24 protein-coding genes are annotated in these 25,550 nt (G+C 34.5%); 4 read left to right on the top strand and 20 right to left on the bottom strand.

Annotated features, from left to right (window positions below; translation table 11 throughout):
* Positions 1-588 precede the first annotated feature (588 nt).
* The 8 genes from OZP07_RS01695 to OZP07_RS01660 form a co-directional block, all read right to left on the bottom strand.
* Positions 589-906, bottom strand: coding sequence for a 2Fe-2S iron-sulfur cluster-binding family protein (locus tag OZP07_RS01695; RefSeq protein WP_194640442.1), 318 nt, complete (start codon positions 904-906; stop codon positions 589-591).
* Between the two features lie 51 nt (positions 907-957).
* Positions 958-1,428 (bottom strand): hypothetical protein, encoded by a 471-nt coding sequence (locus OZP07_RS01690; protein WP_194640443.1) that lies wholly within the window; start codon positions 1,426-1,428, stop codon positions 958-960.
* Between the two features lie 291 nt (positions 1,429-1,719).
* Positions 1,720-1,959, bottom strand: a complete 240-nt coding sequence (locus OZP07_RS01685) for a NifU family protein (protein WP_194640444.1) — start codon at positions 1,957-1,959, stop codon at positions 1,720-1,722.
* 104 nt (positions 1,960-2,063) lie between these two features.
* Positions 2,064-3,191 (bottom strand): Mrp/NBP35 family ATP-binding protein, encoded by a 1,128-nt coding sequence (locus OZP07_RS01680; RefSeq protein ID WP_281637061.1) that lies wholly within the window; start codon positions 3,189-3,191, stop codon positions 2,064-2,066.
* A 184-nt stretch (positions 3,192-3,375) separates the two neighbouring features.
* A complete protein-coding gene (locus OZP07_RS01675; protein ID WP_281637060.1) occupies positions 3,376-3,708 on the bottom strand; it encodes an MGMT family protein in 333 nt (110 codons plus the stop codon).
* A gap of 9 nt (positions 3,709-3,717) precedes the next feature.
* Positions 3,718-4,350 (bottom strand): LysE family transporter, encoded by a 633-nt coding sequence (locus OZP07_RS01670; RefSeq protein ID WP_194640447.1) that lies wholly within the window; start codon positions 4,348-4,350, stop codon positions 3,718-3,720.
* Between the two features lie 60 nt (positions 4,351-4,410).
* Positions 4,411-5,085, bottom strand: a complete 675-nt coding sequence (gene trmB, locus OZP07_RS01665; RefSeq protein WP_281637059.1) for a tRNA (guanosine(46)-N7)-methyltransferase TrmB — start codon at positions 5,083-5,085, stop codon at positions 4,411-4,413.
* Positions 5,086-5,161: 76 nt separating this feature from the next.
* On the bottom strand, positions 5,162-5,668 hold the full coding sequence (locus tag OZP07_RS01660; RefSeq protein WP_281637058.1) for a nuclear transport factor 2 family protein: 507 nt from the start codon (positions 5,666-5,668) through the stop codon (positions 5,162-5,164).
* A gap of 413 nt (positions 5,669-6,081) precedes the next feature.
* On the opposite strand from OZP07_RS01660, the gene OZP07_RS01655 reads away from it, so the two are divergent.
* From OZP07_RS01655 to OZP07_RS01640, 4 genes are all read left to right on the top strand, one after another.
* Positions 6,082-6,606, top strand: coding sequence for a porin family protein (locus OZP07_RS01655; RefSeq protein WP_281637057.1), 525 nt, complete (start codon positions 6,082-6,084; stop codon positions 6,604-6,606).
* A gap of 526 nt (positions 6,607-7,132) precedes the next feature.
* The gene (locus tag OZP07_RS01650) at positions 7,133-8,524 is read left to right on the top strand and encodes an RtcB family protein (RefSeq protein ID WP_281637056.1); all 1,392 of its coding nucleotides are present in this window, start codon (positions 7,133-7,135) and stop codon (positions 8,522-8,524) included.
* Between the two features lie 10 nt (positions 8,525-8,534).
* Positions 8,535-9,236 (top strand): peptide chain release factor H, encoded by a 702-nt coding sequence (gene prfH, locus OZP07_RS01645; RefSeq protein WP_281637055.1) that lies wholly within the window; start codon positions 8,535-8,537, stop codon positions 9,234-9,236.
* A 19-nt stretch (positions 9,237-9,255) separates the two neighbouring features.
* Positions 9,256-9,822 (top strand): tetratricopeptide repeat protein, encoded by a 567-nt coding sequence (locus OZP07_RS01640; RefSeq protein ID WP_281637054.1) that lies wholly within the window; start codon positions 9,256-9,258, stop codon positions 9,820-9,822.
* Positions 9,823-9,875: 53 nt separating this feature from the next.
* Here the strand turns inward: OZP07_RS01640 and OZP07_RS01635 are convergent, their stop codons facing one another.
* The 12 genes from OZP07_RS01635 to OZP07_RS01580 form a co-directional block, all read right to left on the bottom strand.
* Entirely contained in the window at positions 9,876-10,190 is a 315-nt protein-coding gene (locus tag OZP07_RS01635; protein ID WP_115814697.1) for an HPF/RaiA family ribosome-associated protein, read from the bottom strand.
* Between the two features lie 104 nt (positions 10,191-10,294).
* The gene (locus tag OZP07_RS01630; protein WP_281637053.1) at positions 10,295-10,741 is read right to left on the bottom strand and encodes a very short patch repair endonuclease; all 447 of its coding nucleotides are present in this window, start codon (positions 10,739-10,741) and stop codon (positions 10,295-10,297) included.
* 14 nt (positions 10,742-10,755) lie between these two features.
* On the bottom strand, positions 10,756-11,976 hold the full coding sequence (locus OZP07_RS01625) for a type II restriction endonuclease (protein ID WP_281637052.1): 1,221 nt from the start codon (positions 11,974-11,976) through the stop codon (positions 10,756-10,758).
* A 48-nt stretch (positions 11,977-12,024) separates the two neighbouring features.
* Positions 12,025-13,254 carry a DNA (cytosine-5-)-methyltransferase gene (dcm, locus tag OZP07_RS01620; protein ID WP_281637051.1) on the bottom strand — a complete coding sequence of 410 codons (1,230 nt, stop codon included), beginning with the start codon at positions 13,252-13,254 and terminating at the stop codon, positions 12,025-12,027.
* Positions 13,251-13,472, bottom strand: a complete 222-nt coding sequence (locus OZP07_RS01615) for a helix-turn-helix domain-containing protein (RefSeq protein WP_281637050.1) — start codon at positions 13,470-13,472, stop codon at positions 13,251-13,253. The genes dcm and OZP07_RS01615 overlap by 4 nt, the downstream gene beginning before the upstream one ends.
* Positions 13,473-13,609: 137 nt before the next feature.
* A complete protein-coding gene (locus OZP07_RS01610) occupies positions 13,610-14,131 on the bottom strand; it encodes a threonine/serine exporter family protein (protein ID WP_194640459.1) in 522 nt (173 codons plus the stop codon).
* A 1-nt stretch (position 14,132) separates the two neighbouring features.
* Positions 14,133-14,903, bottom strand: a complete 771-nt coding sequence (locus tag OZP07_RS01605) for a threonine/serine exporter family protein (protein WP_281637049.1) — start codon at positions 14,901-14,903, stop codon at positions 14,133-14,135.
* Between the two features lie 891 nt (positions 14,904-15,794).
* Positions 15,795-17,891 carry a prolyl oligopeptidase family serine peptidase gene (locus OZP07_RS01600; protein WP_432419571.1) on the bottom strand — a complete coding sequence of 699 codons (2,097 nt, stop codon included), beginning with the start codon at positions 17,889-17,891 and terminating at the stop codon, positions 15,795-15,797.
* 422 nt (positions 17,892-18,313) lie between these two features.
* Positions 18,314-20,683 carry an EcoAI/FtnUII family type I restriction enzme subunit R gene (gene hsdR / locus OZP07_RS01595; RefSeq protein ID WP_281637047.1) on the bottom strand — a complete coding sequence of 790 codons (2,370 nt, stop codon included), beginning with the start codon at positions 20,681-20,683 and terminating at the stop codon, positions 18,314-18,316.
* A complete protein-coding gene (locus OZP07_RS01590) occupies positions 20,680-22,773 on the bottom strand; it encodes a hypothetical protein (RefSeq protein ID WP_281637046.1) in 2,094 nt (697 codons plus the stop codon). The genes hsdR and OZP07_RS01590 overlap by 4 nt, the downstream gene beginning before the upstream one ends.
* A complete protein-coding gene (locus OZP07_RS01585) occupies positions 22,763-23,995 on the bottom strand; it encodes a restriction endonuclease subunit S (RefSeq protein WP_281637045.1) in 1,233 nt (410 codons plus the stop codon). Before OZP07_RS01585 ends, OZP07_RS01590 begins: the two co-directional genes overlap by 11 nt.
* The gene (locus OZP07_RS01580; protein WP_281637044.1) at positions 23,992-25,446 is read right to left on the bottom strand and encodes a class I SAM-dependent DNA methyltransferase; all 1,455 of its coding nucleotides are present in this window, start codon (positions 25,444-25,446) and stop codon (positions 23,992-23,994) included. The genes OZP07_RS01585 and OZP07_RS01580 overlap by 4 nt, the downstream gene beginning before the upstream one ends.
* Between the last annotated feature and the right edge of the window lie 104 nt (positions 25,447-25,550).

Below are 25,550 nucleotides of genomic sequence, written 5' to 3'. Positions count from 1 at the left end.
TCAATAAAAAAATGCATAATAAAAAGATATTGCTTCAAGGAATTAACCATAATATTACACATTACGAAGCCTTGATTTTATTGGCTCAAAGTGATTTTCAATCCTAATAATTAACCCATACTAAACAATTAACTTTTCCTTATGAAAACAGAAGACACCAAACAAAAACAATGAAAAAATCACCTGTAAATTAAAAAGGGAGCAAATAAAAAATAAGATTTTACATACTGTTTAATTCGGAGAGGATTTCAAATACAGCCAAAATCTTAACGAAGTACTATAGAAAAAACGGAATTGCGCTTCAAAATAACAAAAGAGCTCAAAAAATACAAGTATCAATTTACAGCCAAAGACAGGTCTTTCTTTCAAATTTTTAATACTATAGGCTTTTTTAGCTCAATAACCAAATCCTTATTAGCGTTTGGAGAAACCTAATAAAAACAAAAAAAGCTGCCTCCGCAAAAATGGGAGACAGCTTTTCTGATATTAGACACAATAAATACTAAACTATAATAAAAACAGAATCTAATTTTTTAATAAAAATCAAACCCTGCTTTTTTACGTTTATTTTTCTTTAAGATGTTAAGATTAATTTTCTGGAGCTAGTTCTAATTCTAATCCGTCAAGACTTTCAGTTATAGGAATCTGACAGCCTAATCTGCTGTTTGATTTTACATAAAATGCTTCTGACAGCATAGCCTCTTCGTCATCTCCCATTTCTGGCAGCTCAACATCATTAAGAACATAACACTGACAAGATGCACACATTGCCATACCGCCACAAGTTCCTTCTACAGGAAGCTCATAAGCTTTGCAAAGTTCCATTATGTTCATCGCCATATCTGTAGGCGCCTGTAAATCATGAATTATTCCTTCTCTATCTTTAATCTTAATTAAAACATCCATTTATTATACTATCTTATTTATTTCTTTATAAAACGGCAGCCCTTGTTTTTTTTAACCTTTTACCTCAAGATCTACCGCCATTTCTTTTCTATTTTCTTTGTTTAATATTTTTAAACCAATAACATCTGCATTATGAATTACAAAAACCACTACTGCATTTGGGGCATATGTCCCGTCATGTGTTTTAAAAATGAGTTTTCCTTCATATGTCAAATTTACTAAACCATTTTTATCCGTTTTAGTTTTGGTCTGCACCTGAGAAGAAAATTCAGCAGTTACATAGGCGCTGTTCTCTAACATATTTGCCTTACCGCCACTAAGTTCCTTCAAAAATTCAGCATTAGATATTTTTAACTGTCCTGTTCTATTAGACCAAATATCTATAATCTTACTAAAATTTATTTCATTCCATTCATCATCAACATTCACATAAGTTTTAGTAACAAATGCCTCTTGAATTGGTTCCTGTCCATATGTTTTAAAAAGACATAATAAAACGGTCAATAAATAAAGCTTTTTCATAATTCAAAATTTGTAAGTTAGTGTTACAAATGTAAATTTTTATTCGAAAAACCAGTCGAAATAAATTTGAATTATTTACACTGTTTTTTACACATAGTGAAAAAAAACGCTGTTATATTAGTAATTCCTTAATGATAATCTTCTAAAAACCCTCTTTTTACTCTATTTTAACAAGTATAAGTTTCAAATCCAAGAAGTGTAAAAATGACATTTTTCGTTTTGTTAATGATTTTTTTCGTTAAAAAAAATCTAAATTTTATTCAAAATAAAATGTCCTTCTTTTTATACTGTTTACATGATATTTACCACTGTTTCAATTTGAGGTGCATACTTCTTTATAGTTGTTTCTACACCTGCTCTCAAAGTCATTTGGTTAACACTGCAGCTAGTACAGGCTCCTTCAAGCCTAACTTTGACATGCTTTCCCTCATCAATTGAAATGAGCTTAATGTCTCCGCCGTCTGAATTCAAAAAAGGTCTGATTTCATCCAGCGCTTTCAAAACATTATTTGTTAATTCTTCTGTTTTCATAATTGGTATCTATTGTTCACCATCTTTTAATTCAATCAAAATCACTGACAATAATTTTAATTTTATCTATTGACGGCATTTGAATTCATATTCAAGTTTCAGAATTATTTCTTAACTGCTGAACATCCTGCCATTGTCGTAATCTTGATCGCTTCCGTTGGTTCTAAATTTTCATTTCTGTCTACAACTTCGCTAACAACATTACGCGTTATCTCATCAAAAACATTTTCAATAACCGATCCTGTCTGCAATGCTGCAGGACGTCCATAATCCCCTGCTTCGCGGATAGACTGAACTATCGGCACTTCACCTAAGAAAGCTACTCCTAAATCCTGTGCAAGATCTTTGGCTCCTTCTTTTCCAAAAATGTAATATTTATTATTTGGTAATTCTTCTGGAGTAAAATAAGCCATGTTCTCTATAATTCCCAAAACCGGCACATTAATCGCTTCTGATATAAACATTGAGACTCCTTTTTTAGCATCGGCCAATGCTACTGCCTGAGGCGTACTTACCACAACTGCTCCCGTAACTGGTAACGACTGCATAATCGAAAGGTGGATATCTCCGGTTCCTGGAGGCAGATCGATTAACATAAAATCTAATTCTCCCCAGTTTGCATCAAAAATCATCTGGTTCAGTGCTTTAGAAGCCATTGGTCCTCTCCAGATAACAGCCTGGCTTGGAGAAGTAAAAAATCCAATAGAAAGCATTTTTACTCCATAACTTTCAACTGGCTTCATTTTTGATTTTCCATTAACTTCAACAGAAATAGGCTTCTCACTCTCTACATCAAACATAATCGGCATAGACGGCCCATAGATATCGGCATCAAGAACGCCAACTGCAAATCCCATCTTTGTTAATGTTACTGCTAAATTTGCTGTAACTGTAGATTTCCCCACTCCGCCTTTTCCAGAAGCTACTGCAATAATGTTTTTTATTCCCGGTATCGCTTTTCCTTTGATTTCATTCTTTTCAGGAACTTCAACTTTTATGTTTACCTTAATTTTGGCATCTGCTGAAACCAAATCCTGGATTGTTTTTTTAATATCGTCTTCAGCTCTTTTCTTTATATGCATTGCCGGAGTGTGCAATACCAAATCAACTACAACCTCATCGCCAAAAGTGACTACATTTGTAACTGCGCCGCTTTCTACCATATTTTTACCTTCACCAGCAATAGTAATTGTTTCTAATGCTTTCAGAATGTTATTTTTATCTAATTTCATTTTTTTAATCTCTATCTGTTTGCGTTTTTAAAAAACGTGTTTTTATTTAAACTAATTTCAGATTGCAAAGATAACGGATTAAGTTCTTATTCTAAAAGATTTGGATTGGTTTTATCGATGAGTACACTCAATAACAGCTATAACTGCCAATGCTTTTTTACTGCAGGACACAAGTATAAAGAATTTAAACGGCCATCTCCGGAATCCAGAAAACCGCCTCAAAATTCATGATTTGATTATCCACAACAACAATTCCTTCGCTTTCCAGCAATTGCTGCATAAGATTGGTTCCGTCAAAATGATGTTTTCCCGTTAGCAATCCTTTTCTGTTTACAACTCTATGAGCAGGGACATCTTCTAAGTTATGAGCGGCATTCATAGCCCAGCCAACCATTCTTGCAGAACGTGTAGCTCCTAAAGTTTTTGCAATAGCTCCATACGAAGTAACTTTTCCATACGGAATCTGCCGTACGACAGTGTAAACTCTTTCAAAAAAATTATCATTTGCTGGGTTCATAGCATTTAATCAAAAATATCCTTTAATAAGCTTAAAAAGTGTAACTATAGAAACAAGTCCTGTAAGAGTTCCAATAATATAATTCCCATTATTGAGTAAAAAAGAAGATTTGGCCTCTCTTTTTTTAAAATACACGATATAAAGATAAAAAACCAAAAAAGAACCTGCTACGACTCCCATCACAAATGCATAAATGAAAGACTCTACAAAATAAAAATAGCCATAAGCAGCGAGTGTAATGGAAACAAAAACATAGTATGGAATAGGAAATAAATTCAGTGCAGAAAGCAACATTCCCAGAAAGAACCTGTTTGTCTTACTGCGTATCTTTGTTTCGGCTTTAGTCAGTTTTGGTCTTTTGGCTTTCCAAAAAAAATAAACCGTAAGCCCTATGAAAATAAACAGCCCTATTTCCTGCAGTTTATTTATTACATCAGGATGGCTATTGATAAAATTGGCAAATAATAAAGCTGAAAATGTCTGAAAAAAAACTATTACCGTAGCACCAGCAGCAAAAAAAACAGCTTCAGTCCTGCCGTCTTTCAGACTTACTTTTGCAGCGGTCATATTGATCAGACCGGGAGGTGTTATCCCGATAGCTGCAACAATAAATCCGAGAAAAAAAGGTAATAGTAGCGTCATACTTAATTAGCTGTTCCAGTCTGCAGCTTCAGCTTACAAACTGAAAACCGGGGCTATGAACTATTTGATTTTAAAACGAATATACGTAATCGCCTTGTTAATTTCTAAATACTGCTTTTCATAAAATGTCTGAAAAGCGGTAACTTCTTCAGGACTTCCTTCGTTTACATACACATTATGATTAGCATACAAAACCTCATGCCCTTCACCATGAAGCAGTCCAAGTGTGTATCCGTGCATGAACTCGCTGTCCGTTTTAAGGTTTACAACACCATCCTTTTTGAGGATTTTTTTATATAATTTTAGAAATTCCGAATTGGTCATTCTATGTTTTGTTCTCTTGTATTTTATTTGAGGATCCGGAAAAGTAATCCAGATTTCATCCACTTCATTTTCGGCAAAAATATGATTGATTAATTCAATTTGCGTACGAATAAAAGCCACATTATGCAGTCCTGTTTCAACAGCAGTTTTTGCTCCGCGCCAAAAACGGGCACCTTTAATATCGATTCCTACGAAGTTTTTATTTGGATATCTCTCAGCCAGTCCAACAGAATATTCGCCTTTTCCACATCCTAATTCAAGCACCAAGGGATTTTCATTTTTAAAAAAATCTGAATTCCATTTTCCTCTCAGCGGAAATAAATCTCCGACCACTTCTTCCCTTGTTGGCTGAAAAACGTTATTGAATGTTTCGTTTTCTTTGAACCTTTTTAATTTATTTTTACTTCCCACGATATAATTACTGTTTCGGCAAAATTAAGGAATTATATAAGAATGAACGCCTCGGTACTGAAAAAATCAAAAATTATCATTTGGAACTTCCTTTCTGAATTAATACATCTTCTATCGGTGCAATGATTTTAACCACTTCATCAACATTGTCATTTGGAATAGTAATTGACAGAACATAATGCTTAATTTTCCATTCCTTACCTATTTTTACAACAACACCAGAACCTCTGCAGATTTTCATCTGAGTATTTAAAAGCTCATCAAACCACGCTGTTTTCCCTGAACTATCAAAATAAATATGACGTTCTATCATCTTAAAGTTCCATGCCTTTCCTTTGTCAAAATAGGGTTTGGCAAATGCCTTAAATGCTTTTATACCCCAATTCTCAGATGGATCTGTTCCAATAAAAATAGCATCTTCGGTCATCATTCCGAAATAATTATCAAAATTAGCTTCGGCTGCTGCTTTGTGCCAGCCATCGAGCATCCGGTTTATCTGCTGTTTTTCATCTGATTCTTTATAATTCAGAGAATCAAAACTAACTAATATCAATACCGCTAAACTTAAAAATAGTACTCTCATAAATTACTTTTTGTTTTTATCAGGAAGGCTTCCCAGTTTTATTTTCATTTTGCCGTCTTTCCCGTATACTATCAATAAATGCTTTTCCCTTTTTGAAGAAATTCACTCATACTGTATAATTTATTATAAAAATTAAACGGAGATCTATAACTTTAAAATAACTGAATCAAGAGGTAAAGAGATACCTCCATTTCAAAGTTAACATAATATATTTACAAAAACTGGCGTTATATATCAAATGTTTGATTCTTTTATTCTAATTATTACTTGGCAGTTACATAATAATTTTCATCAAAAAATGAGATATTGTTTTTGCTCTTTTGTAATTTTTATGAACAACAGAATTAAAATTTTGTAGTATTTTTAAAGTAATCAGCCCTGAAAGCAAGGGTTATAATCTAAAAACAAAAAATATGCGATCATTAAAAATTTTACTGATAGGTGCTTTCCTAATGTTAGTGTCTACAACAGTTTCAGCACAAAAATTTGGAATTAGAGCTGGTGCCAATTTTTCAGACATCAATGGAGATGGCTGGAACACTGATGCCAAAACAGGACTTTATGTGGGTGTTTACAAAGAAATCCCATTGGTAAAAAGCCTGTTGTTTATACAGCCTGAGGTTCAATACTCTCAAGAAGGTTTCTCCACAAATATTGATGATGTAAAAATAGATTATCTTACTGTGCCTATTTTAGCAAAAATATACGCTGCCAAGTTATTGAGCTTTGAAACTGGTCCTCAATTTGAATTTCTAGTTAATGATGATAATTTTGGCGATGCAAACAGTTTTGTGCCTTCATGGGCTTTTGGAACCTCTTTGAATCTGCCTCTAGGTTTATCTATAAATGCCCGATATATTACGGGTTTAGATGATACCTACGATGGTATTTCAGGAAAAAATCAGGTTTTTCAAGTAGGTGCCGCTTTTCAATTCTAAGAAAACCAACTAACTCAATTTTACTGAAAAATGCCTTAAAGCAGTATACTTTAAGGCATTTTTTTATACACTTTTATTTTTTACAAAAAAACAACAAACTATAAATCAATAATTTAAAAATAAATCTTGATTGACTTCAAAAATATTTTAACAAAAAATTAGGATATTTAAAAAATATATTTAAATCTTTGCACACGAAAAAATAATTAACCCTTTAAAAACGAAGAACAATGTTTGTATTCAAATCATCATTACAAGGCTTCACACCAGTTGGAATTGGTGCAGCACATCTTCGTGGCTTATTTCAATCTTAGAAATTCAATTTTATACTATATGAAAAAGCCCGAAGCAATTTAGATTTGGGCTTTTTTGATTTTATTCTAGACTCTTCTCAAAAAATTCCCGAATACAGCTCCTTACTTTATCCCAAACGGGATTAAGATACTTTGCCGTTACATCTCATTTTCTGTATTTCAGATTGGCGATTTGCAGCGCTGCAAACAAAACGAACAATAGTAAAAATTTCATGGGAAATAAATTATCGGGAAGAGATCTAATAAAATTAGGCTTCCCAAAAAACAATAGTATCAATATCGCCTTAGGGCAGATTAGCAGATACCGAAAAAAAGAAAAAAAAGAGCGTATCATCAATGAAGCCAAAGATGTATTACTGCATCCGGAGAATTATAAAAATGACGGTACTTGGGGAAAAGTGGCCGAAGGTCTTATTAATCCTGTCGTGGTTAGAATGCATCAGCTGCAGACCACGCGTGCACCATTCTCTATTTTTGGAGAAAATGAAATTGATGAACAGGCAAAATTTCAATTGTATGATTCTTTAAAACTGCCAATTTCTGTAGCAGGCGCTTTAATGCCTGATGCACATTCTGGTTATGGATTGCCGATTGGCGGTGTTTTGGCAACAGACAATGCGGTTATTCCGTATGGTGTAGGAGTCGATATTGGATGTAGAATGAGCTTATCGATATTTGACCTGCCAGCTTCTTTTATCAAAGGAAAAGATCATCAGTTACAAGCCATTTTAAAAGAGCACACCAAATTTGGAATGAACGAAAACCACGCTAACAAAGCCGATCATGAAGTTTTCAGCAGACCGGAGTTTCAGGACATTCCATTACTTAAAGGATTACTTTCTAAGGCATACAAACAATTAGGAACCTCGGGAGGCGGCAATCATTTTGTGGAATTTGGAACCGTACAGCTGGATACCGTTCTGCCGGAATGGAAACTGGAACCGGGCAGTTACTTTTGCGTTTTATCACACAGCGGTTCGCGCGGCATGGGAGCCAATATTGCAAAACATTACACCTATCTGGCGTCCAAACAATGTCCGCTGCCAAAGAATGTACAGCATTTGGCCTGGCTTGATCTAAACACGCACGACGGTCAGGAATATTGGCTGGCGATGAATTTGGCTGGAGATTATGCCAAAGCCTGCCACGATGATATTCACCGAAGAGTGGCCAAAGCAATTGGTAAAAGAGTAGTTGTAACGATCGAAAACCATCACAACTTTGCCTGGAAAGAAATGTTGAACGGAAAAGAATGCATTGTCCACAGAAAAGGAGCCACTCCTGCCCACGAAGGTCAGCTGGGCATTATTCCGGGATCTATGACTGCGCCGGGCTTTGTGGTTATGGGAAAAGGCAATCCTGATTCATTAAACTCGGCTTCACACGGAGCGGGAAGATTGTTTTCGAGAGCCAAATGCAAAAGCACTTTTACGCAAAGTGATATTAAAAAAACTTTGAAAGACCATGATGTACACCTCATCGGCGGGAATGTTGACGAAGCACCGATGGCGTACAAAGACATTCACAAAGTCATGGGACTGCAAAACGAACTAGTCAATGTATTAGGCACGTTTACGCCAAAAATTGTCCGCATGGACCGATAAAATTTAAAGTATGGAAAAAATAATTCAAATAACAGCAGGACGGGGTCCTGCGGAATGCACTTGGGTAGCTGCCCAAGTGCTTAAAAAAATCTTGGAAGAAGCACAGACCTGTCAAATTGAAGCCACAGTCCTGCAGCGGGAAGCCGGAAACGAGAACGGAACAGTTTTAACGGCTTTGATTCTGCTTAAAGGGAAAACGGTAACCGAATTTGTGAACTCTTGGAAAGGAACTATTCAATGGATTGGACAAAGCAGTTTCAGGAAAATGCACAAAAGAAAAAACTGGTTTATCGGTATTTTCGAAATGGATGCTTTAGCCATAAAATCGATTTCCGAAAAAGATATTCAGTATCAAGCCATGAGAAGTTCCGGTGCGGGCGGACAGCATGTAAACAAGGTAAGCTCGGCCATCCGCGCTACACATGTGCCCTCGGGATTGAGCACTGTGGCCATGGATTCGCGTTCGCAGCACCAAAACAAAAAACTGGCTACCGAAAGACTGCTTGAAAAATTCAAAGTTTTTGAACTGGAAATGATCAGGAAACAAGCCAGTGATCAATGGGAAAACCAATTGAATGTGGCCAGAGGAAATCCAACGAGAACGTTTACCGGATCTGATTTTAAAAATGAAAAAACAGTCAAGAGCTACAAATCCGAAAGGCAAAAATTAAAACAGCAACTGAATCATAGAACTGAATATATCGATTCATGATTCTAATCTTAAAAACAATATGAAAACAGCAGATAAATATATTTTTCAGGCATTAGACAATTATCCATACTGGCTCGAAGGAACCATAGAATCATTAGATTATGCTTTGTCATATAACGAAAAAGACACTACAGCATTATGCTTATACGGCAGAGTGCAATCCGAACAGCTGCAGGATTATGAGGAGGCCAAGCGTTACTTTCAGGAAGCGCTGGCCATCAATATTCACGCAGTTGCAGTTTATCCTTATTATTTGAATGCCCTGCTTTTGAATGAAGATTATGAGGAAGCTTCAAAATTAATTGATTTTGCCTTAACGGTAAAAGGGACAGATGAAACCGCTATTCAGCTCAAAAAAGTAATGCTGTTAGAAAAACAGCAGGAAATTATATCAGCTTTGAAACTGATAAAAGAAGTTAAACTTTTGATGACTGCCAATGATAATTTACAGGAAATAGAGGAAACCGAAAAACGGCTGAAAACCAAAAAGAAATTATTAGCTCCCAAGAAGAAACCAAAATCTGAAAAAGAGGTTCCTGAAAAAGAAAAGAAAAAGAAAAGCAGAAGAAAGTGGTTTTTTCTATAAATAAAAAGGCTGTCCCAAAAGACAGCCTAATTTATATATGCTTGATAATTTGCTTAATGCGCTTTCTGCTTATCGAATGTAGTATTTAGTACTTTTTTGATTTTGTCCAAAGCTCCGTTGAATGCTTTCTCAATCGAATCGGCGTGCTCTGTAACGGCTATCGGCTGCATATTGGCAGGGCGTGCTTCAATAACGCAGCGTTTATCTCCAAAACCTGATTTAGCACTATTTTCATCACCAAAATGCACTTCGATACGCGTTACTTTATCATCAAAACGGGATAATACTCTTGATACTTCACTAGAAAAGTAAGATTCTAATCTTTCGCTTCCTTCTATATTCTTGTCGGTGTTAATTTGTACTTTCATTATATTGAATTTATTGGTTTTTAATGCTTATTCTCAAAGTTAAAAATTATTCCCTAAAACAGCTCCCTTTTAGCAAAAGATTATGAAAGAAAAAAGTTGTTTTTTTATTCCCATGAAGGAGGAACATTCGTTAATTGCTGTGTCCTGTAATTAATAGTATTCAGAATTACAGCAATACAAGCACCTAGATTTTTTTTGATGTCATTGCTCCAAAAACGCAAAACTTTCCAATTCTGAGATTCTAAATAATGATTGACTTCAAGATCACGTTGTATATTTCGTTCAATCTTTTTTATCCAATATTCTGAATTGGTTTTTGGTTTTTTTATCGTTTCCCAGTCTTTACCGTGGAAGAATTCGCCATCAACAAAAATGGCAATTTTTAGATTTCGAAAAGTCAAATCTGGACAACCAAAAACTTTTTTATTGTTTTTTCGGTATCGTAATCCTATATGCCATAATGCTTTGGCCAAACGCACTTCGGATTTTGTTTCTGTGCTTTTTATAGCACGCATGTTTTTGGAACGCTGTTGTGGTGTGTGACGATCCATAACAATTAAGTTAACTATTTAATGAACTTAGTTTGCCGTTGGCGAACTACATATAAAAAGTCTTGAAGGCTTAATAAATTTAATTGTTGAGAAGCTGTAAAAGTTTCCTTCAAAGATTGTGGAATTACAAGTTGTAAATTTTGCGCAAACATTTCATCAGTCTGATTTAGGCTTATTGCTGGCTCTAAAGTAATTAAATGTTTCTGGGAAATCCTATCTGCTTCTGACAAAACTTGTCTCCATCTATCTTTTGCTGTAGTCTTTACACCAAGCATCGTCAATAATTCAACTGGAAAATCTGGCTTATGATAATTTATTATCGAAGGAAAAAGAAAATCTGGTTTGTTATTCCTTTCTGTTTTTGCCCCCTTAGAAAAACTTATTTTTTGAGATTTAAAAATAGATTCGAGATGATTTTCAAAAGCAAAACCAGCACGAGACTTTCTTCTATTTTGAACGCTTAATGAAAACGAAATAAAATCGTCTACGTCTACCTTATTTTCTCCAAATCCTTGTTCAAGTTTTTTTGATACAATATGTTTCTCAAGCGTTTTGAAAAGCATCTCTTCTCTTTCAAGCCAAGCAATTAAAGTTTTATCAGGTTCTTCAATTGGGGAAACATTATTAATTGTAGAGCGTGCAAAATCTGAAAAAACCGCTGTTGAGGGAAACTGATTTCCAAATGTTTTAAGTATCAAGTCTAAGAAATCTGGCTCAGCCTCATCAATTTCAAAACCAACTGAATTTAGAATATACTTTCCTGCAAAATTAAGTTTGGTGTCATTTGAAGAAATATCACGGAAAATAAATTTGTTTCCAATCTCTTTTATTTCAAAAAGCCAAAGCAATTGTTGTTCAGCTGTTGTCCCCCTTGGGGCTATCAGCACAGCTAATTTATTATCATGTGTAAGTCCAATCAATAAGAAATCCCCAGCATTAGCCTTTTCCATAATTTGTGTTGTGGAATAATAAAGTCGAAATTCATTTCTTGTGGGATGATTTTCCCGTGCGTTATACCAAGTCAGAGAACCTACTTCTTTCAGTGTATCTTCTTCATTATCGGTCAAATACACAAAAACACCTTCGTATATAGATTTTTCCGAACCTAAAATTGATTTAAATTCATTAATACCATTGAATTCGTGTTGGTTAGAAATTCGGGGATCAACTTCAACTTCACTAAGTTTTTTTGCGACTATGCCTTTAAAGTATTTTGATAGAAGACCTTTTTCCATTATTAATGAATTAAAATTAATTTATCACAATTTGTCCCGTTATTCTCTCTAAGGAATTAAATTTTTGACAGCCTTTCGCTTTGCAATTTCTGCGACTAAATTCTCACCAACTGCTTGCATTAGAGGAGATACAACTGAATTCCCAAACTGTTTATAGGCCTGATTATCCGAAACAGGAATAATAAACTCATCTGGAAATCCCTGAAGCCTTGCGCATTCTCTCGGTACTAATCTTCTTGGATTTTTACCTTTTTGAGGAATAAGTATTTCTGCTCCATCTTTATAATATCTAGCACTCATAGTTCGTGAAATTCCATTCAAGTCAGCTAAACCAAATCCAAAACCATTCCCTTTGGCTTTATGTTTTTTTGCATATTCTTGAAGATAATTCCATAGTTTATCTGATAATGTATATTTAGGATCTACTTGAGACAAAAGAATATCTTTTAATGCAAACTTTGCTTCAGTCATTTCTGGGAATTTAAAATTTTCTTTTCCTTCAAAATATTCGTTATCAAAACCAACAATAATAATTCTTTCTCTATGTTGAGGAACAAAGTATTTCCCATCTAAAACTTTATAGTAAATGGTGTAATTTAATTCCTGCAAGGTTTTTTGAATGACTTTGAATGTATTTCCTTTATCATGAGATACTAGATTTTTGACATTTTCTAACATAAAAGTTTTTGGTCTTTTGTGTTTTAATATTCTCGCAATGTCAAAAAACAATGTTCCTTGCGTTTCGTCTAAAAAGCCATGATTTCTGCCTAATGCATTCTTTTTTGAAACCCCTGCAATAGAAAATGGCTGACACGGGAATCCTGCAAGTAAAACATCATGATCTGGAATTTCAGTTTCTTTAATTTGCGTTATATCCCCAAATGGCACTTTTCCAAAATTAGCTTCATAAGTTTTTTTAGAATAAGTATCCCATTCACTAGTGAACACACATTTTCCTCCTAAATTCTGATAAGCTAGTCTTATACCTCCAATTCCAGCAAATAGGTCAATAAATTTAAATTTTGGATTTTCAGGTGAAGGAAATGGAATGTCCCATTTTATGGGCAAATAATATTGAAAATTTGGTTCCTCAACAATATTTAATTTCTCATGTAAATTTGTGAGGTATTCTGTAGCCTCATTTTTGTAATATTGTGAAACTCCATTCTTATGATTCTGAAAATAATGAGTAAGCTTTGCCAGCCCATTATCCGTCTTTTTATCAACATCAATTTGAAGTTTTTTTCTGATTTCTGAATATTTTTTTGCTTTTGTCATTTTTTAAAACTCATGTCGTTAAAAAAAGCTCCAAAATCAGTATCAAGAGCTGTAATAATTTTTTCCATAATTTCTATAGAGACATTTCTTTTCCCTTTTTCGATGTCGGAAATATAAGTTCTGTCTACATTTGAAATATTTGCCATAAACTCAATAGAGAAACCTTTTTGGCTTCTCAGTTCTTTGACTTTTGATCCGAATTTTTCTTTTATATTCATAGATTATAAAAATAGTTTCGTGAGGACAATTGACCTGCTTACAATTGTCCTCGTCAAGAATTAGTTTTCAACTTGTTTTCAAACAAAAAAAACGCCAATCTTTCGACTGGCGTTTCGTATTTATGAAAAGGTTTATTTTAATTTTCCTCTTCTAAGTTTTCGAGCTGCATTTCTAAAACTTTATCTGTTTTAATCCGCTTCACGGTTTCTTTACGGGCTATAAGCAGCGGAATAGCAACCCCAGCTGATAAAGCCAAAATGATAAAACAAGCCGAGAGTCCGTTGTTTGCTGTTTCAAAGAAAAGTTTGGAATACACATCCGGGTCTTTTTCGGCGGTTAATTTCATAACGCCTACCATCGCTTTATAGGCAAAAAAACCAGGAATCATAGGAATTAAAGCAGGAAGCGAAAAGGTCATTGGCGGTGCTTTGCGGTAATGAGCAGCCAAAACACTTAAAAAACCGATAAGACTCGATCCGCAGAAAGCAGCAAAAACCAATCCAAATTCGAGTGAAATCATATAAAACTTCAGCAATCCTCCAAGTGCCGACATAATGTAAATAGCTGCTAAAGTACGGCGGGGAACATTGAACAATGCTCCAAAACCAATTCCAGCACATCCTAACCAAATTCCTTTTTCTAATAATGCGAAATCCATTTTAATGTAATTTAAAAATTAATAATGAAACCATAAGCCCTAATGCAATGGCAAAAGCGATAACCAAAACGTTAACGCCTCGTGTGGTTCCGTTTAATATGTTTCCGTCAATAAAATCAGAGAAAGAATTAATCATTGGCACTCCGGGAATCAAAAACAGAACAGAGGTGGATAAGGCATGTATAAAATCTTGATCAGGATTAAAATGCCACCAGGCTCCAACTAAGAAAGAAGAGGTTAAAGCCGCAAAAAAGATACAGAGATAAAAATTAAATTTGAGCTTTACCGTTTCCTGTCTTACAAACAAGCCTAGGAAAGTTCCCAAAAAGCAAAGAATCATTTCGGCTAATCCCCCGCCAAAGAGTCTGCAGAAAGAGGCTCCTGCCAAGGCAACAAGAAATAAAACCAACGCTCTTGGATATAAGGGTTTTCGGTCAAGCAGTTTCAGTTCATTATTTATACGTTCCAGTGACCATTTCTCTTCGACTATTTTCCAGCTCATCGTACTGATATCGGAGATGAGATTGAAATTAAGATGCATATTGGGCACCCATTTTACGCTGGTGAATGTTTTAATCTGATCTTTATACTTTACGGTAATCATCAAAGCATGATTGGTAATCATTAAATCCGAATCGCAGCAAAAAGCACCGGCAATTCTGCTGATGGTTAATTTGACCCGTTCGGTATTGGCGCCCGAAACGATGAGTAGGGAACCTATTTCCAGGAGCATTTCTCCCAGTTCATATTTGTTTGGTTTTGCAATTTCCATATAAATGCGGTTGTTAATTTTACTCTCAAATTTAACGAATTGGCCTCTCAAAAAGGCTGATTTTTGTCTGAAATCAATAATTTATTTAGAGAATAAATAACAAGTGCTTTCTATCGATTTCGCTTGCCATAAATTGTAAAAATCGGGCTTGAATCTGCTTTTTTTGGAGTCAATTTTTCGATTTTGAACTTCATTTTAGTTTTTTAACGGCCCAAAAAACGTCAGCAAAACGACTTTCGTTTGCTGAAAATTCATTTTTCAGCACAACTTTTTAATGAATTATTCTTTTTTTGAAGTTAAAAAGAGGATAATTTAATCTTTTATGGATTTCATGCATTACACATGGGACAGATAAGTGGTACGCGGATAACACCGATTAAACGGATTTGCACAGCTAATTTGTTTAATCTAAAATAGTCTATAAAACCTAATTCTTAGGTTTTATATAAGAATCCGTTTAACCAGGCCCATCTATGGCTCATTTTGGCATATAGAAAATTTTGAAATGAATATGAAAGAGTGTCTTCTTATGAAAATGCATGCCCTGATGGAAGCTAAAAGCCTTTTGAAATAAAATACCATTTTTCCTAGACAAAAAGAGCGACCAGCGGAAGCTTCTTTTTGTCCAGGAAAAAATAGCAGTTTTATGAAAAAGCTTGCAGCGTACAGCAGGATTAAGCTCAATATCATTAAATTTAAAAGATTCAAACTTTAAAATGATTGCTGATTTTTGATTAACGATTTTTGATTTTTGATTTCAGATGTTACAGACTCTATAAAATCGACAATCTTAATATTAAGCAGCTCCAAATCCAAAATAATAAATCCGTTAATACTTAATCTAAAGTTGTTAGTTTATTGATATTACGAAATTTATAATTAATACTTGTTTTATTTTGGTAATGCTGTAAATCCCATATTATAAAGTGTAAAAGCCTGAATATCGCAGCTTTCCTGAATAGTTGCAGCCAATGATTTTCCTGCTCCGTGCCCTGCGTTAATATCAATTCGGATTAAAACGGGATTAATTCCCGACTGTTTTTCCTGTAACTCGGCAGCAAATTTGAAACTGTGTGCCGGAACTACCCTATCGTCGTGATCGCCCGTAGTGACCATTGTCGCGGGATACTGAACACCTGATTTAACGTTAGCAACAGGCGAATAATTTTTGATGTATTCGAACATTTCTTTACTGTCTGCCGATGTTCCATAATCGAAAGCCCAGCCAGCGCCTGAAGTAAAGGTGTGGTAGCGCAGCATGTCCATCACACCCACGGCCGGCAAAGCGACTTTCATCAGATCGGGACGCTGTGTCATGGTAGCTCCTACCAATAATCCCCCATTGGACCCGCCTCGAATGGCAAGGAATGCAGATGATGTATATTTTTTTGCAATAAGAAATTCGGCAGCTGCGATGAAATCATCAAAAACATTTTGTTTCTGCATTTTAGTTCCTGCATCGTGCCATTTTTTCCCGTATTCCCCGCCTCCGCGAAGGTTGGCAACGGCATAAATTCCGCCGTTTTCCATCCAAACCGCATTGGAGACACTGAAGGCTGGCGTCAAACTAATATTGAATCCGCCATAACCGTAAAGTATTGTTGGGTTCTTACCATCGAGTTTTAATCCTTTCTTGTGAGTGATTATCATTGGGATTTTTGTTCCATCCTTAGAAGTGTAAAATACCTGTGACGAAACGTAATTTTCGCTTTTAAAATCTACTTTTGGTTTTTCATAAACCGCCGATTTTCCTGATTTTGGTTCGAATGAATAAATCGTTCCCGCTGTTACGTAATTAGTAAACGAATAATAAAGTGTTTTTTCTTCTTTTTTACTGCCAAATCCAGAAGCTGTTCCTAAGCCCGGCAACTGAATTTCGCGTACTAATCTGCCTGAATAATCGTATTGCCTCACAATCGACACGGCATCTTTCATATAATTAGCAAAAATGTAACCAGCTCCCGTGGTTGGTGTCAAAACATTTTCGGTTTCGGGAATTACGTCTTTCCAGTTTTCGGGTTTTGGACTGCTGAAATCCACACTCACGATGCGTTTGTTGGGAGCGTTCCAATCGGTTTCTATGAACAATTTACTGCCTTCGGTTTCTATAATACTGCTGTCGCTATTGAAATTATCAACTACGGTTACAATAGGGCTGTTAGGCTTGGTCAGATCCTGAATGTAAAGCTCGTTTCCGTATGTGGCATTGGATGCTGTGATTACCAGATAATGACCATCCTCGGTAACATAACCGCCCACATAACGGCGTTTTTGGTCTGCGCCAAAAATAACCTGATCGTCTTTTTGCGATGTTCCTAATTTATGATAATATAATTTGTGCTGATCGGTTTTGGCTGACAGTTCACTTCCTTTTGGCTTGTCGTAACTGGAATAATAAAATCCTTCGTTCCCTTTCCAGGACACACCGCTAAATTTGATATCGACCAGTGTATCTTCCAGTTTTTTGAAACTAAAAACATCAATCAGAATTACTTTTCTCCAGTCACTTCCGCCCTCTGAAATGGAATAGGCTGCTTTGGATCCGTCTTCGGAGAAATTTACTCCGCCCAATGATGTGGTTCCTAATTTGGAAAATGTATTTGGATCCAGGAAGATTTCTTCTTTGCCTTTGGAATCTTTGCGATACAAAACTGATTGATTCTGCAGTCCATTATTTTTATAATAATAAATAAAATCCCCTTCTTTAAATGGTGCGCTTATTTTTTCGTAGTTCCAAAGTTTTTCGAGTCTTGATTTCAAAGCCTCTCTAAAAGGAATTTTGGACAGATAATCATAAGTAACTTTGTTCTGTTCCTTTACCCAAGTAGCAGTTTCTGCCGATCTGTCGTCTTCAAGCCAGCGGTACGGGTCGCTTACTTTGGTGTCAAAATACACATCGACTGTTTCGCCTTTTGCTGTTTTGGGATACGTTATTGGACTTGATTTTTGGGTCTGCCCCAAAGAAGCCATTGAAGTTGATACAGCCATCAGAAATAGGATTTTTTTCATTTTAAAGTTAGGTTAAGTGCCTAACAAAATAAGGAAAGTTTTTTGAGAAATTAAAGCTAAAAATTCATTTTAACTTAATTAAAACCAAAATTCACAAAGAACAATAATGTTTTACTGAAGATATTATAGGTTTTTACTCTTTTGAACTATTAAGAAAATCAAGGAAAAATCTAGTCTTTAAACATAAAAAAAGACCCAAACTATGTTTGAGTCTTTTGTGGAGAATATCGGATTCGAACCGACCACCTCTTGCCTGCCAGTAGCAAACATGCCGAAAATTAACACTGACAATCAGTATTTTACATTTTTGTATATTTGCAAAAAGTAGCATTTTTACTCATTTTACCACTTAATAAGTGTACTTAGATTCAGAAAAATTTATTCTTTAAAGTAATCTCTACCTATGAAACCTTCTGTATGTACAAATGTTTCTGAAATTCAATAAACAGAGAGCTTATCTTTGAGACATCTCCTAAAATACCTTTGGCATCTTCTAACGAATGATATTTATTAGTAAGCAGAATTGGCAACTTTTCTTGGTCAAGTTCTTCAACACCTGTTTCAACATATTTACCCAACACAAACTCAATGAATTCTTTTTGTTGGTCATTTAGAATTGCAAAAATAGTAGCTTCTGCTGCGGCAACACGCTGTTCTCTAGTCATTGGTTTTACATCGCTATTAAATACATATTCCAATACATCGAATAAATCGCTTTTCTCTGCATCTATTAATTTTTGAAGCGTTGCTAATTCTTCTCTTCCAAAACCAGCATCATCTAGTTTTTCTAATAAAACTTTTCTTGTAGTTGGGTTACTCCAAATAGTTCTTAACTCTTCTTCACTTGTAAATAATTTAGGCAATTCTCCGAAAAGATTATTCAAAAAATCTTCTGCTGAAATAGGTCTACCGTCTGCGCTCCAAAACGAAGTAGAAATCATTGACTGTATTTCTCTTTCTTTTCCGTCACGCAATTTTATTATAATTCTTTTTCGTTTTGTGCAAACACAAGGGCTTTCGCCACAAGTAAGACAGGCTGGTGGAGGTTCATTAAGACAAATACAAGGCTTCTGATAGCAAACTTTACAAGTCTTTTCTGTAGGCGGAACTATTGGTGATTCTGGTTCTAATGGTTCACCATCCCATTCAGGGTCCGCAAAATGATGATAGGCGTCTACAAAATCATAAATAGTAAAAAAATATTTTCCATCAAACAGTCTTGTTCCTCTACCTACAATTTGTTTGAACTCTATCATTGAATTTACTGGTCGCATTAAAACAATATTCCTAATATTTCGTGCATCTACTCCAGTTGATAGTTTTTGTGAAGTGGTCAGTATTGTTGGGATTGTTTTTTCGTTATCTTGAAACTCTCTTAGAAACTGTTCTCCAATTTCTCCATCGTGAGCAGTAACACGAACGCAATAGTTTGTGTCTTTGGTTTTTTTGTATTGGTTTACTAAATCACGAACGGCAGCTGCATGTTCTTGTGTAGCACAAAAAATGATTGCCTTTTCGTTTTGATTGGCTTCGTCCATATAAATCTGAACACGCTTAGCTTCTCTTTCTTTTATCTCAATGATTTTATTAAAATCTGGTTCAGTATATAATTTGCCCTCTTCGATTTCTCCTTCAACAATATGGTCATCGCTGGTGAAGATATAATCGTCAAGTGTGGTTTTTATTCGTTTTACTTTAAAAGGAGTTAAGAAGCCGTCATTTATACCTTCTTTAAGCGAATAGATATAAACAGGTTCCCCAAAATATTTGTACGTATCTGTATTGTCCTTTCGTTTAGGAGTTGCAGTCAAACCTAATTGTACGGCTGGTGCAAAATAATCTAAAATTCCTCTCCAATTGCCTTCGTCATTCGCTCCACCACGATGACACTCATCAATTATAATAAAATCAAAATAGTCAGCAGGATAAGCACCAAAATAAGGTGCGGGTTTACCTTCAGAATCCGTGCCACTCATAAAAGTTTGAAATATGGTAAAGAAAATGCTTCCGTTTGTGGGAACGCTTCCTTTTTTACTGATTTCTTTCGGACTGATTCTTACCAAAGCATCTTCTGGAAAGGAAGAAAATGAGTTGAAAGCTTGGTCGGCTAAAATATTTCTATCGGCTAAAAATAATATTCTTGGTCTTCGGCTACCATCTCGTTTTAAGTTCCAACGGGTTTGAAATAGTTTCCATGCAATTTGAAATGCTATTGCTGTTTTACCCGTTCCAGTGGCAAGTGTTAATAAAATACGCTGTTCGTTATTGGCTAATGCTTCTAAGGTTCTATTAACTGCCAATTCCTGATAATAACGCAATTGCCAACTACCACTTTTATCTTCAAAAGGAATGGAAGAAAATCTTTCTCTCCATTCATTTTGAACTGCAAAGGTCTTGTCCCATAATTCATCTGGAGATAAATAATCGTTAACTAAACCTTCAACACCTGTTTTCATACAGATGCTATATATTTCAGTTCCATTTGTAGAATAAGTGGTTTCTAAAAGAAGTTTTTCGGCATATTGTTTGGCTTGTGCCACCCCTTCGCCAACTCGTAAATCATTGCTTTTGGCTTCTACTACAGCCAGTTTGATTCCTTTGTAAACCAAGACATAATCAGCAATTGTTTTTTTGCCTCTTATGCCTCCTGTTTGGATTTTGCCTGCCGTAATATTGTATTCACGAAGGATTCTTGAACCCTCAATAATGCCCCATCCACAAGCTTTTAGCTTTGGGTCTATTAATTCTGCTCTAGTTTCTGCTTCGTTCATTTCAATTTATCGATAAATATTTTATTTCTCAGTTTTGCTCTTTCCAATAACGTAGAGTACTTTATTATTTCTGTATAAAGTGAGCCGTCAACTCTTCCAAACTTTCCAACAATCCGTTTATAAGGTCTAAAAATATAACCAAGGTTTGGAGCGTTCATAAAATCTGAATCATTGTCTATGATATCATCAGCATCAATACTTTCGCCTACTAAATATCCATAAAAAGTATTAAACTTTAATGTGTCAATTGAAAGATTGTTGATTAATGAGGCATATCTATTAATTTGGTTCAAATGGTCTGATACATTTGCATCTGGAGCTTTCAATTCAATAATTATACATTTTGCCTCTGCTGGAAATAACAATATATCTGTACGTCTTAATCGAGCATCACCACCTTGCTTTTTTCTATATTCGTTTTCTTCTACTGATAGATTTTCTTTTAGTATTTTTGAACCATCACATTCTATTTGTCCCAGAAGTCCTTCTGACACTCCTCTAAAATAAATGTATTCTTCGTTTACAAGCCATAAGTCACTATTCATTGGGTCATTAGAACTTTGCTGAAAAATTAGATTATGTAATACATCTTCATCAATTCTACCACCACTCTTTAATTTACTTGTCTCATTATTTAATATTTTTTGAAATAGCTCTAATACCAATTTTCTGCGAGCAACATAATGAGTTAAAGCTTTTTTATTTTGTAGAGGAATCGTTTTTACAAGTTTATCTACAGCTTTTACTAATTCATCTTGATACGTTGGTTTAGTCGTATCCAAATTTTCAAGTTTATCAACAGATTCTTTAATTGAAGCATCAAAAGACGCTGATTTCCTAGCCTCAGCCTCATAAAATTTTTCTAGAATTTTACTTTCACTATCATTTATCGATACACTAATATCTTTGGCTATTTCATCGTCTAACAAAAACATTTCTTTTAATTTAGCAAAATCATCTTGATGTTTCTGTTTGACTTCTTCAATCTCTGGATACATTGTGTTAATCGATTTATTTACTTCTTCCTGAATGTCTTCAATGAAAATCTCCTCTTGATTGGCAAACAAATCTTTTCCAAAAGAATCTTTGTTTGGGATATTTAAAATACCTCTCAAATTCGTGTCTCTTGAATCAATATAGTTACTTGATACCAAAAACAAATACTTATTTCCATTTACATTGTCGCTTCCTGCAAGGTTTTCAAGGCTAACAGGCGATTCTTCAATTACTTCTCCTTTTGAAACTAAATTTAGTTTATTTTCCTTTAATTGAGTTTTGGAAATCTTAAAAGCATCAATAGTAAAATCTTCTGTTTTTTCTATTTTTTCAATATCATTTTTAGCTTTTATTGAGTACTGGAGTTTTATAGGTAGCGTTTTATCTATGTTAGGAATATCAGATTTTGAAATAGTTGATTCTCCTTTCAATTCTGATTGCACATAAAATTCGATTTTGATTTTAGGTAATTTGTTTTTATTGTAACAGAAATAATGAATGTACTTTTCAAGAAGTTTGTCTTTTAAAGTCTGCTCATTAAGGTCATTATAAATTCCACTGTTTTCTAGCAATGTACTAAAACTTACTGTGGTTCCTGAAATAGATTCAGTTGTTTCCTTGGAAGAAATGTGTTTAACAATGGCATTATTCTTTAAGAAATCTTCTTTCTTTGAAACACTAAATACAATTTCAAAGAATTTTCCATCCTTTTCAAACATACTTTTTATTCTAGTAGTATCAAAATAATGTACATATTGTATTCGACCTGAACCAAGGTTTTTAAACCCTTTTGTTGTTAACTTAAATGTATTGAAACGTTTGAATTCATCTTCGTTAAAACCGATACCATTATCACTGATAGACAAACTATTAAACTCTGTACTTTGTATAGTTAATTCTGAAGCGTTGATTTTTAAAAGGATTTCACCTTTATGTTCGGCATCCAATGTTTGCTTAATTTTAATAGCTTCCAAAGCATTGGTAAAGCATTCAAATATTGGCTGCAATGCAGATTTTGACTTTTTAATGTCGTGCAATACTCCAACAAATGACAAATCCTGTGCTGTTATGAATTGATTGTCTTTATAATTCATACTCCAATTTCTTATTGGTTAATTCTCCCGCAAATGCCTTTTGCAAAATACTCTTTTTTAACTCCTCTAAATCATTTATTTTTTGTTGATAGATGGCTTCTAGTCTCTTTGTTTCAATTAATACAGTTTCGATTTCATTTACTATTTTGTTTTGTTCATCTAGTTTAGGAAATGGAATCTTAATATCTTTTAAAATTTTGGCAGAAGGCACGTTTGGAATTGCAGCTCCACCAGAATATCTAAAAATAATGTCTTGAAAAATTTTGCTCCTCAACCAATGTTTTAAAAAATGAGCCGAAACATCCTTATTAGGTGTTAATTTCAATAGTGCTTGATTTATTATTCCTCTCGGAATACCATCAGGAACAATGGCAACACGCCCCAAAGTCACACCTGAACAACTCATAATTATATCACCTGACTTTACTTCAAATCTTGCCATTTCATTGAATTTTTCTTCATCAATAAAATATCTCAATTGATTGAAATGGTCATGTATTGCGTGTTTTTGTTCATAAACAACATATCCACTTTCTTTGAAAATAGATTTTTTTAAACTGCCACCAAAAGGACCTCTAACAAAATGACATAAATCACCCCATTTTTTGATTTGCCAATTTTCCTTTGGATTTAAAAACAAATTTTGCAAATAACTCTCAAAAAGTTCCTTTGCGTTTTTAAGGTTTTGTTGAGCTTTTGCTTTTGCTTTATCTATAGCGGTAAAGGCTTCGTCTAAAATGGAAACTATGCTTTGTTGTTCTTGAAGTGACGATGGAAAGGGTATTTCAACTTCTCTAATCTCTTCTAAATGCAAGTTTGGTACTCCTGAGCCTTTTAATCTTTTGTTGAATTGTTTTTTTGCAATAGGAGAATTTATAAAATAAAGCATATAATGAGGAGAGACTTTATCTAAAACTCTTATATGAGCAAGACTAACATAAATATCAAAAACTACATCTTTATCAACCATAGCTGCAACGCCAGTTGTGCCATTTTTTGCTAATAAAATATCACCAACTCTTGGCGCAACTCGTTTATGCATTTCTAAATGTTGTTTTTCATCAATATATTTAATGTTATTCCAATCTATTTTACCACTGGTTACATTTTTTGACGAAAGAAATACAACACCGTCATCAAAATATTTCGGTGTTTGATGTGTGCCATCAGTAATTTTTGCACAAACTTCTTTTAATTTTTTTACTTCCCAACCTCGTTTCATATTAGTTCCAAAATTGAGTTCAAAATAGCTTCACTTTCTTCATCCAAGACTTTCATTTCTGTTAAAATTTCCATTGGTTTACGCAAGGCAGCTTCTTCTCTTTTGTTAGGATTTTTGGTGCTTAGGTCAAAAGTGGTTGTGTCAATGTCTTTTATAGCTATATTCCAAGAGTTTTCGCTTTCGGTAAAGTTTTTTTGTAGGGTTACAAAATCGGCTAAATCTTTTTCGTTTAGTGGGTTGGTTTTGCCTAAGTTTCTATCTAAATTCAGTTGGTAAAACCAAACATTTTGAGTTGGTTTTCCTTTTTCAAAAAACAAAACCACTGTTTTTACCCCTGCACCTGTAAAGGTTCCTCCTGGCAAATCTAATATAGTGTGCAGGTTACAGTTTTCTAATAACAATTTACGCAAAACAATACTGGCATTATCGGTATTACTTAAAAAAGTATTTTTAATTACCACACCAGCTTTACCACCAGCTTTTAATATTTTTACAAAATGTTGCATAAACAAGGAAGCAGTTTCACTTGTTTTTATAGGAAAGTTTTGTTGTACCTCAGCACGTTCTTTTCCACCAAATGGAGGGTTTGCCAATATTACGTCATAGCGGTCTTTTTCCTGTATATCAGCCAAATTTTCGGCAAGGGTATTGGTGTGTATAATATTAGGTGCTTCTACTCCGTGAAAAATCATATTCATAATCCCAATGATGTATGCTAATGATTTTTTCTCTTTACCGTAAAAGGTTTTCTTTTGGAGGATTTCAGTTTCTTTGGTTGTAAGTGATTTGCTGTTTTTAAGATAATCAAAGGCTTCACACAAGAATCCCGCAGAACCTACTGCACCATCATAAATAGTTTCGCCAATTTGTGGGTTCACTACTTTTATAATTGTAGTAATCAATGGGCGTGGCGTGTAGTATTCACCACCATTACGACCAGCATTTCCCATGTTTTTAATCTTACCTTCATAAAGATGGCTCATTTCGTGCTTCTCAGCGTGGGTTCTAAAACGCAGTTCGTCAATACGGTTTAACACTTCTCTTAAATTGTAACCCGATTGAATGCGGTTTTTCAGTTCACTGAAAATCTCACCAATTTTATACTCAATGGTATCAGCACTTTCAGCTTCTTTTTTAAACTTTTTAAGGTAAGGAAAAAGCTCTACATTCACAAAATCGGCAAGGTCATCGCCAGTCAATGCTTTGTGATAGTCTAATTTACCGTCCGCATCTTTCGGGCTTGCCCAAACATTCCATTGAAATTCGGGGGCAATAATTGGGTTATACACCTTTCCTGTTAGTTCGGCAGCGGTGGCTTTGTCTGCTTCTAAATCATCCAAATACTTAAGAAATAAGACCCAAGAGGTTTGCTCTACATAATCTAATTCACTTCCACAACCTGCGTCTTTATGCAGTATATCATCTATATTCTTAAAGGTTTGCTCGAACATTCTATACTAATTAATTTGTTTTTAAAGGTAATTATTTTTGAATGAAGACCAAGGTAAATGTAAAAAATGTAATTCTAAAGAATGTTATTGGTTTCGAAAAAAAT

Origin of the sequence: Flavobacterium marginilacus (assembly GCF_026870155.1) — a bacterium.
In the GTDB taxonomy this organism is placed as follows: Bacteria; Bacteroidota; Bacteroidia; order Flavobacteriales; family Flavobacteriaceae; genus Flavobacterium; species Flavobacterium marginilacus.
This window is presented reverse-complemented; position numbering and strand designations above follow the sequence as displayed.

What these genes read in the sequence shown, in the direction of transcription:
- OZP07_RS01655 (WP_281637057.1), top strand. Translation starts at nt 6,082, where the DNA reads ATGCGATCATTAAAAATTTTACTGATAGGTGCTTTCCTAATGTTAGTG.
- OZP07_RS01680 (WP_281637061.1), bottom strand. Translation starts at nt 3,191, where the DNA reads ATGAAATTAGATAAAAATAACATTCTGAAAGCATTAGAAACAATTACT.
- dcm (WP_281637051.1), bottom strand. Translation starts at nt 13,254, where the DNA reads ATGACAAAAGCAAAAAAATATTCAGAAATCAGAAAAAAACTTCAAATT.
- OZP07_RS01670 (WP_194640447.1), bottom strand. Translation starts at nt 4,350, where the DNA reads ATGACGCTACTATTACCTTTTTTTCTCGGATTTATTGTTGCAGCTATC.
- OZP07_RS01625 (WP_281637052.1), bottom strand. Translation starts at nt 11,976, where the DNA reads ATGGAAAAAGGTCTTCTATCAAAATACTTTAAAGGCATAGTCGCAAAA.
- OZP07_RS01695 (WP_194640442.1), bottom strand. Translation starts at nt 906, where the DNA reads ATGGATGTTTTAATTAAGATTAAAGATAGAGAAGGAATAATTCATGAT.
- OZP07_RS01585 (WP_281637045.1), bottom strand. Translation starts at nt 23,995, where the DNA reads ATGAAACGAGGTTGGGAAGTAAAAAAATTAAAAGAAGTTTGTGCAAAA.
- OZP07_RS01630 (WP_281637053.1), bottom strand. Translation starts at nt 10,741, where the DNA reads ATGGATCGTCACACACCACAACAGCGTTCCAAAAACATGCGTGCTATA.
- OZP07_RS01690 (WP_194640443.1), bottom strand. Translation starts at nt 1,428, where the DNA reads ATGAAAAAGCTTTATTTATTGACCGTTTTATTATGTCTTTTTAAAACA.
- OZP07_RS01660 (WP_281637058.1), bottom strand. Translation starts at nt 5,668, where the DNA reads ATGAGAGTACTATTTTTAAGTTTAGCGGTATTGATATTAGTTAGTTTT.
- OZP07_RS01635 (WP_115814697.1), bottom strand. Translation starts at nt 10,190, where the DNA reads ATGAAAGTACAAATTAACACCGACAAGAATATAGAAGGAAGCGAAAGA.
- OZP07_RS01600 (WP_432419571.1), bottom strand. Translation starts at nt 17,891, where the DNA reads ATGGCTGTATCAACTTCAATGGCTTCTTTGGGGCAGACCCAAAAATCA.
- OZP07_RS01640 (WP_281637054.1), top strand. Translation starts at nt 9,256, where the DNA reads ATGAAAACAGCAGATAAATATATTTTTCAGGCATTAGACAATTATCCA.
- prfH (WP_281637055.1), top strand. Translation starts at nt 8,535, where the DNA reads ATGGAAAAAATAATTCAAATAACAGCAGGACGGGGTCCTGCGGAATGC.
- OZP07_RS01610 (WP_194640459.1), bottom strand. Translation starts at nt 14,131, where the DNA reads ATGGATTTCGCATTATTAGAAAAAGGAATTTGGTTAGGATGTGCTGGA.
- OZP07_RS01675 (WP_281637060.1), bottom strand. Translation starts at nt 3,708, where the DNA reads ATGAACCCAGCAAATGATAATTTTTTTGAAAGAGTTTACACTGTCGTA.
- OZP07_RS01615 (WP_281637050.1), bottom strand. Translation starts at nt 13,472, where the DNA reads ATGAATATAAAAGAAAAATTCGGATCAAAAGTCAAAGAACTGAGAAGC.
- hsdR (WP_281637047.1), bottom strand. Translation starts at nt 20,683, where the DNA reads ATGAACGAAGCAGAAACTAGAGCAGAATTAATAGACCCAAAGCTAAAA.
- OZP07_RS01685 (WP_194640444.1), bottom strand. Translation starts at nt 1,959, where the DNA reads ATGAAAACAGAAGAATTAACAAATAATGTTTTGAAAGCGCTGGATGAA.
- OZP07_RS01650 (WP_281637056.1), top strand. Translation starts at nt 7,133, where the DNA reads ATGGGAAATAAATTATCGGGAAGAGATCTAATAAAATTAGGCTTCCCA.
- OZP07_RS01580 (WP_281637044.1), bottom strand. Translation starts at nt 25,446, where the DNA reads ATGTTCGAGCAAACCTTTAAGAATATAGATGATATACTGCATAAAGAC.
- OZP07_RS01590 (WP_281637046.1), bottom strand. Translation starts at nt 22,773, where the DNA reads ATGAATTATAAAGACAATCAATTCATAACAGCACAGGATTTGTCATTT.
- OZP07_RS01605 (WP_281637049.1), bottom strand. Translation starts at nt 14,903, where the DNA reads ATGGAAATTGCAAAACCAAACAAATATGAACTGGGAGAAATGCTCCTG.